This window comes from Nocardia sp. NPDC051787 (assembly GCF_040681325.1).
In the GTDB taxonomy this organism is placed as follows: Bacteria; Actinomycetota; Actinomycetes; order Mycobacteriales; family Mycobacteriaceae; genus Nocardia.
Map to the genome: position 1 here is coordinate 50,786 of NZ_JBFAYO010000039.1, position 7,199 is coordinate 57,984.

Below are 7,199 nucleotides of genomic sequence, written 5' to 3' on the forward strand. Positions count from 1 at the left end.
GACGCCGAACTCAGCTGACGCCCGGTACTGCCGATGAGTACGCAACTGGTTGCCCGGTGACCAACCTGTGGCGAGCGAGACCATGTCAAGGGAGCGGAATGAGTACACCGATGGGCCTGGACGCCTGGCATGATCTGATCGAGCGGTTCATCGCGCAGAAGCGGCGATTGCTGGAAACGGGCGACCTCGAGGACGATACTCCTCCCAACCTCGGTGCAACAGAAGCGCAACTGATCGCGGCCGAGCAACGACTCGGTCGCCCCTTGGATCCGCAGTATCGAGAACTGCTGTCAGTAGCCGACGGGTGGGACTACTTCTATCTGTTCTTCTCCTTGCTCGGTACCGCTGACATCGGTGTGGGGCCTCGCTGGGAATCGGGCCTGGTGCACGCGCAGATCTGGTTCGAGGACGATGAATGGGGCGAGGAGATCGGTGCGCCCAACGACGCCACGGCCTATCAGCCGTTGGTGACCAGCGACAACGGCTACAGCGGTACTGTCTTTCTGTTCGTCGGGAAATCGGATGAACTCGCCACCGGCGCGGCCGTGCCGCTGCCACCGGACTCGATCTATCCGGACTTGTACAGCTACCTCGTAGCCGAGCTCGACATGATTGCCAACTTCGCGGAATAGGCACATCCCAGCGAGCATCCGCTCATGCCGCATTGAGCGCGGGTCGAAATGATCAAATGGGGGATGTCACGCCGCCTCCGACGTGCGGGGCTGACTTGTATGCAGTGGTGCTTACCGCGCACTCCCGGGTCTCAAGGGAGTATCAAGAATTCCGCCGACTGTTGCGGGACCGAAGCCTGTACGGGAGCATGGCCTCGACCAAGCCCCCGTCACTTGACCTCCCCAGCCGACGGGACCGGTTCGCGCTGACCCACCACAGAACGGCAGACGATTGAGCGAGCTCGACGATATCCGCGACATCCTTGGATTCGAACCATGCCGTGGCGCGCCGATCGACTGGGAAGCGGCCAGCCAGGCCCTGGGAGCGACGATCCCCGACGACTTCCGGGCGCTGATCAACGCTACCGGTACGGGCAGAATCGGCTACGACACGCTCCTTCTCCGGCCGTTCGCCGTCAACGCGAACTACGATCAGATTCGCTGCCACCACAAACGGATGCGCGACCTGGAGGTCATCTGGGAAGACGAGGAACAGAACGATCCCGAAGACCAGAGCAAACCTTTGATCTTCAATGAACCCGGCGTCCGTCCCATCCTCTGGGGTCGCTCGGGTTTGGGTTTCTACTTCTACTGGGTCGCCCGCGACGACACCGACTCCTCCAAGTGGCAGATCGCGGTGGAACCGGCGCGCTACGGGCAGTGGGAAATCCACCCCGGGACGGCAACGAACCTGCTGCTGCGCGCGCTGCGCGGAGACGTGACCACCCTGTACCTGTCGAGCTTGCGGGACGCCGAACAGCATTTCTTCACCCCCGCCAAGTGAACGACCGGGATTCACCGGGGCACTCCGCCGTGCTGTGGCACGATTTCGTGTAAATTTTCGGCGATTGCGACCGGAACCCGATGACGCGCAGCCCACACGCAACGTGGCCCTGCTCTACGCCGAAATATGATTCAGCCCAGAAGTTCTCGGCTCAATGCCAGCAGTTCGGCGGTGGACAGGGCTTCCTCGTCCGGAATCGGCTGCGCAACCGCAGCCCGGGCAGCGGGCCGGGGTACGGATTCCGCCGTGGGTATAGCGGGCGCGAGGCGGGCGCCCAGTTCGGCGGTCAGCAGTTCGACAGTGGGGCACCCCCAGATGATGGCGGCCGGGACGTCGATGCCGAGCCGAGCGCTGAGGCGACCGCTGAACTCCACGGCATGCACCGAGCCGATTCCGAGCTGATCGAAGTTCTGGCGCGCGTCGATGCGATCAGCTGCAATACCCACGACTTCGGCCAGCTCCTTGGTGACCACAACGGCAAGCGCAGCGACGTCCGGCACGACGGTATCCGGTAGTCCGCCGGACTCGGTAAGCCGCTCGACCGATGTCGAATCACCATCGAGAAAAGCGGCTTCGACCACGACGGAAGCACTCGCTGACGGCTCGTTCTGCGCGATGTCGGACTCGGTGCGCTGCTCGCTCACCGCGCGCCTCGGAGTAGTCGGATTACCGGCGAAGTCACCGGCTTCGACTTCTTCAACGCGAGCTTCCGGGGTCGCCCAATGCCGATGCCGCTGAAATGGGTAGGTGGGCAGTGAGATCGGACGCCCCGGTGGATTGACGGCAGTCCAGTCGGGCTCGATGCCACGCCGGAACAGCATGCCCGCCGCCGCCAATAGCTCACGCCGGCCCACAGCGCCGGGACATAGAGCCGCGGACAGCACTCGACTCAGCACCTCGTTCTCCCTGTCGTCGGAACTGTCCGCATCATCAGCTCCGTCGAGGTAGCTGCCGAGGAACTCGACGACTTGGTCCACGTTCTCGGCTACCACCGACAGCCGGTGACGGAACGGTGTTCTCGCGGCGAGCGTATGGGCGAGGTCGCCGAGCAGGATGCCGGGTCCGCCCACGAGATGGTCACGCAGACGGCGGGCGTGCACCCGCAACGCGGCCTCGGTGCGCGCGGACAGCACCACCAACCGTTCCGGGACCTCGGAAGCGATCACCGGCGCGGCTTGCGGCGCGGCTTCGACGATCACATGGGCGTTGGAGCCGCCGAAACCGAACGCGCTCACAGCGGCGCGCGGCGGACCGTCGTGCCGCGGCCAGGGCAATGCCGTGTCAGCAACCCGCACTCCAGCCGCCGGCAAGTCGAAATCGCCTGGTGCACGGTCGAAATGGAGACTGCGCGGAATGCGGCCGTGCGACAGGGCGAGTGCGACCTTCACCAGCCCCGCCATCCCCGCGGCCGCCTCGGTGTGCCCGATATTGGTTTTGATCGAGCCGACCGTCAACGGAGCATCGGGGGCGCGGCCGGCCCCATAAACCTCGGCCAGCGCGGACAGTTCCGCGCGGTCACCGACCGCGGTGCCCGTGCCGTGCGCCTCGACGTAGTCGATCGTCATCGGGTCGACACCCGCCCGCGCGCACGCACGCCGCAGGAGCTGTCGCTGTCCGTCTGCGCTGCTCGCGGGCATGGAGCGGTGGTTGCCGTTGTTGTTGGTGGCACTGCCCAGCAGCGTGCAGTAGACGCGGTCGCCGTCGCGCAGCGCCTGCGCCAGCGGTTTGAGCACGACCACCGCACCACCCTCGCCGCGCACGTAGCCGTCGGCGGAGGCGTCGAAGGTGCGGGACCGGCCCCGCGGGGACAGCACGCCCAGCGCCGAGAGCCCGATAGCGGTCTCTGGAATCAGGTTCAGCTGCACGCCACCGGCGACCGCCAGCGCGCTCTCACCCGCCCGCAGCGCCTGGCAGGCCAGATGCACCGCGACCAGCGACCCCGCGCAGGAGGCGTTCACGGTCATGCTCGGCCCGTCGAAACCCAGGAAGTAGGAGACCCGGTTGGCGATGACGCCCTCGACGTCACCGGTACTGCTGAACGGAGTGATGGCGGTGGCGCCACGAGCGAGTTTGACGGCGCGATAGTCGTTGAACTTGTTGGCGAAGTACACGCCGGTCTCCGGAGCCCGGTCGGGCCGGATGCCCGCGTCCTCGAACGCTTCCCAGGCCAATTCCAGCGCCAAGCGTTGTTGCGGATCCATATCCGCCGCCTCGCGCGGGGTGATCCCGAAGAACTCGGCGTCGAATCCCGCGACATCCGGCAGATAGCCCCCGGCGACCGACACCGCCTTGCCCGCGGCGGCCCGATCGGGATCGCGGTAGTCGCCGGACCACCGGCCCGGCGGCGGCGCGTCGGCAATCGCGTCGGTCTCCTCGATCAGCAAGCGCCACAACGCTTCCGGCGAATCCGCACCCCCGGCGAAGCGGCAGCTCATGCCGACCACGGCGATGGGCTCCGCGGCCCGCCCCTGTGTATCGCGCTCTTGCTGCTGGTGACGGGTGCGCCGCTTGGACTTCTTCACGCTGCCTTCTCACCTACCCGTGATCCATCGACCGAACGTCCCCGAACATGCGGTGCGGTGAATCTGCCGATCTTGTTGTGGGGTCGGGACATGTGCCGGAAACTTTACCTGTGCTGTTTTCTGAACGCCCCGTTTTCGCATGGGTGACGTCCGCGCTGGGGGGCGAGGCACGGCGTCGAGAACTGATCCGATTCGCTTCCGTGGGCATCGCCGCGTTCACGCTGGACACCGCGGTTTTCCTGACTCTGAAGAGCACTGTGCTGGAGTCGCGTCCGGTCACGGCCAAAGTCCTCGCGGTGCTCGCGGCGATCACGCTGTCGTATGTGCTGAACAAACAGTGGTCGTTCGACGCACGCGGGGGACGGCGCGGGCATCACGAGGCCGCGCTGTTCTACCTGGTCAGTTTCCTGGCCGTCGCGATCAACACCGCGCCGCTGTGGGTCTCGCGTTATGTGCTGCACCTGGAGGTGCCCGAAGTCTCCCGATTCACCCAGAACCTGGCCGATTTCGTCGCCGCGCAGCTGATCGGCACCGCGTTGGGCATGGTGTTCCGCTTTTGGGCGTTCGTGCGGGTGGTTTTCCCCGAGGAAGTCGACCGCGGCAGCGCATGAGTTGCGATCACCCTGATGACAACCCTGTCGGGCGCGATCACGCACTGTGCGGGCTCGGCGACCCGACGCGACACCCCGGCCGCGCGATCGCACCACCGTCCGGGTGGTAGGAAAGGGAGCGTGTCCGCAACTGGCGAAGGAATCGATCCGAACCGAAACACCCGCGCGGTGTCGGAAGTAGTGGAGCTGGTCAGCACGCTGATCCGCTTCGACACCTCCAACACCGGCGACCTGGCCACCACCAAGGGGGAGCGTGAGTGTGCGCAGTGGGTGGCCGACCAACTGCACCAAGCGGGATATGTCACCGAGTACGTGGAGTCCGGCGCCGTGGGACGCGGCAATGTCTTCGCGCGGCTGGAAGGCGCGGATCGGAATCGTGGCGCGCTGATGATCCACGGGCACCTGGACGTGGTGCCCGCCCAGGCGGCCGACTGGAGTGTGCACCCCTTCTCCGGTGCCGTCCGCGACGGCTACGTGTGGGGTCGCGGCGCGATCGATATGAAGGACATGGTCGGGATGACGCTGGCGGTGGCCCGCCAGTTCAAGCTCGAGGGCACGGTACCGCCACGCGATCTGGTCTTCGCGTTCCTCGCCGACGAGGAGAACGGCGGTAAATGGGGCTCGCAGTGGCTGGTGGACAACAGGCCCGACCTGTTCGACGGCGTCACCGAGGCGGTGGGGGAGGTCGGCGGGTTCTCGCTGACCGTTCCGCGTCCCGACGGCACCGAACGCAGGTTGTATCTGGTGGAGACCGCCGAGAAGGGTCTCGGCTGGATGCGGTTGCGCGCCAAGGCTCGCGCGGGCCACGGCTCGTTCCTGCACGAGGACAACGCGGTCACCATCCTCGCCGACGCGGTGGCGCGACTGGGCAAACACACCTTCCCCCTCGTGCTTTCGGATTCGGTGACCGCGTTCCTGGCCGCCGTCGCCGAAGAGACCGGCCTCGAGTTCGACCCGTCGAGCCCAGATATCGAAGGCCAGCTGGCAAAGCTGGGCACCATCTCCCGCATCATCGGCGCGACGCTGCGCGACACCGCGAATCCGACCATGTTGCAGGCCGGGTACAAGGCCAACGTCATCCCGCAGACCGCGGAGGCGGTGGTGGACTGCCGCGTGGTCCCCGGGCGGCAGGCCGCGTTCGAACTCGAAGTGGACGAGCTGATCGGCCCCGACGTCGAACGCGAGTGGCTCACCAAACTCGATTCCTACGAGACGACTTTCGACGGCGATCTGGTCGACGCGATGAACAACGCCGTGCTCGCCCATGATCCGCTGGGCCGCACGGTGCCCTACATGCTCTCCGGCGGCACGGACGCGAAAGCGTTCGCCCGCTTGGGAATTCGCTGCTTCGGTTTCGCACCGCTGCAGCTGCCGCCGGAACTGGACTTCTCCGCCCTGTTCCACGGCGTCGACGAGCGGGTACCGGTCGATGCGCTCGAATTCGGCACCCGCGTACTGGAACACTTCCTCCTGCACAGCTGAACCGATCCGGAAAGAGGTTCCATGACCTACAACCCCTACGACGCACTGCCCCAGGTTCCGTCGTTCACCCTCACTTCGACCGACGTGACCGACGGCCAGCCGCTCGACAACGATCAGGTCAGCGGCGTCTTCGGCGCGGGAGGCAAGGACATCTCCCCGCAGCTGTCCTGGTCGGGCTTCCCCACGGAAACCAGGAGCTTCGCCGTCACCGTCTACGACCCCGACGCACCCACCGCGTCCGGCTTCTGGCACTGGGCCGTCGCCGACATCCCCGGCACCGTGACCTCACTGCCCAGCGGCGCCGGCAGCGGCGAGGAAGGCGGCGCCCTGCCCACCGGCGCGATCACCCTGCGCAACGACGGCGGCTTCCACGGCTTCGTCGGCGCCGCCCCGCCGCCCGGCCACGGCCCGCACCGCTACTTCATCGTCGTCCACGCCGTCGACGTCGAAAGCCTCGGCATCGACGAAAACGCCACCCCCGCCTACCTAGGCTTCAACCTCTTCTCCCACACCCTCGCCCGCGCCACCCTCATCGGCACCTACGAACAGAAGTAGGTTCCCACCACAGACCTGTGGCCCTGAGCGGACCGCTCAGGGCCACAGCGCTTTCCTGCTGCTACACATCTGACGGTAGCCGCCGTCCTTCCGTGAGGTGTTATCAGGCAGTTGTACGCATCACTCATCCGCGTGCCACACCCTTGATACACGGCGGCGGCCACGAAGAGTAGTTGCTACGGCATGGTCGATCTTCGTAGCCAGCATGGCCAGCTCGATCTCGACGGCGTTGAAGTCACTCACTGCGCAACGCAACTCGCGCCTGGACAGGGCCTCCGGTGTAGCCATCAACCGGATCGCGGTACAGCCAGCCGACGAATTCTGCGCTTTCGGCTCCAAGCGACAGCAGTGACTGCCGCCCAGCGCCTTTCACGTCCGAGACATGCCGTCGCACGGCGGCCAAGAGGCCGAGCGCGAGTGGCAGCGCTGCTGCTGGACCATGGTTGCCGTCGTCGGTCTTGCACATGGGTCAGACCCAACTAGCCACTGTTTTGAAAGTGGGTGAGGGTGGGCAGTTGCCCGCTCTCACCCGTGTCGGAGCCATTGGTTGATGGCAGCGATGCGGATGGTGGCC

General features: G+C 66.1%; 7 protein-coding genes. 5 read left to right on the forward strand and 2 right to left on the reverse strand.

The window, feature by feature from the left end; translation table 11 throughout:
- Positions 1 to 98: 98 nt before the first annotated feature.
- Positions 99 to 632, forward strand: a complete 534-nt coding sequence (locus AB0M45_RS30115) for an SMI1/KNR4 family protein (RefSeq protein WP_364336156.1) — start codon at positions 99 to 101, stop codon at positions 630 to 632.
- A 271-nt stretch (positions 633 to 903) separates the two neighbouring features.
- Positions 904 to 1,455 carry a hypothetical protein gene (locus AB0M45_RS30120; RefSeq protein WP_364336158.1) on the forward strand — a complete coding sequence of 184 codons (552 nt, stop codon included), beginning with the start codon at positions 904 to 906 and terminating at the stop codon, positions 1,453 to 1,455.
- A gap of 131 nt (positions 1,456 to 1,586) precedes the next feature.
- Here the strand turns inward: AB0M45_RS30120 and AB0M45_RS30125 are convergent, their stop codons facing one another.
- A complete protein-coding gene (locus tag AB0M45_RS30125; RefSeq protein ID WP_364336160.1) occupies positions 1,587 to 3,977 on the reverse strand; it encodes a beta-ketoacyl synthase N-terminal-like domain-containing protein in 2,391 nt (796 codons plus the stop codon).
- Between the two features lie 110 nt (positions 3,978 to 4,087).
- Between AB0M45_RS30125 and AB0M45_RS30130 the strand changes: the two genes are divergently transcribed.
- The 3 genes from AB0M45_RS30130 (at position 4,088) to AB0M45_RS30140 (ending at position 6,625) form a co-directional block, all read left to right on the forward strand.
- Positions 4,088 to 4,588 carry a GtrA family protein gene (locus AB0M45_RS30130; protein WP_364336162.1) on the forward strand — a complete coding sequence of 167 codons (501 nt, stop codon included), beginning with the start codon at positions 4,088 to 4,090 and terminating at the stop codon, positions 4,586 to 4,588.
- A 120-nt stretch (positions 4,589 to 4,708) separates the two neighbouring features.
- Entirely contained in the window at positions 4,709 to 6,070 is a 1,362-nt protein-coding gene (locus tag AB0M45_RS30135; protein ID WP_364336164.1) for a M20/M25/M40 family metallo-hydrolase, read from the forward strand.
- Positions 6,071 to 6,091: 21 nt separating this feature from the next.
- Positions 6,092 to 6,625 carry a YbhB/YbcL family Raf kinase inhibitor-like protein gene (locus tag AB0M45_RS30140; protein ID WP_364336166.1) on the forward strand — a complete coding sequence of 178 codons (534 nt, stop codon included), beginning with the start codon at positions 6,092 to 6,094 and terminating at the stop codon, positions 6,623 to 6,625.
- Positions 6,626 to 6,860: 235 nt separating this feature from the next.
- On the opposite strand, the gene AB0M45_RS30145 is transcribed toward AB0M45_RS30140, so the two are convergent.
- Positions 6,861 to 7,091 (reverse strand): hypothetical protein, encoded by a 231-nt coding sequence (locus tag AB0M45_RS30145; protein ID WP_364336168.1) that lies wholly within the window; start codon positions 7,089 to 7,091, stop codon positions 6,861 to 6,863.
- Between the last annotated feature and the right edge of the window lie 108 nt (positions 7,092 to 7,199).

What these genes read in the sequence shown, in the direction of transcription:
- AB0M45_RS30115 (WP_364336156.1), top strand. Translation starts at nt 99, where the DNA reads ATGAGTACACCGATGGGCCTGGACGCCTGGCATGATCTGATCGAGCGG.
- AB0M45_RS30140 (WP_364336166.1), top strand. Translation starts at nt 6,092, where the DNA reads ATGACCTACAACCCCTACGACGCACTGCCCCAGGTTCCGTCGTTCACC.
- AB0M45_RS30145 (WP_364336168.1), bottom strand. Translation starts at nt 7,091, where the DNA reads ATGTGCAAGACCGACGACGGCAACCATGGTCCAGCAGCAGCGCTGCCA.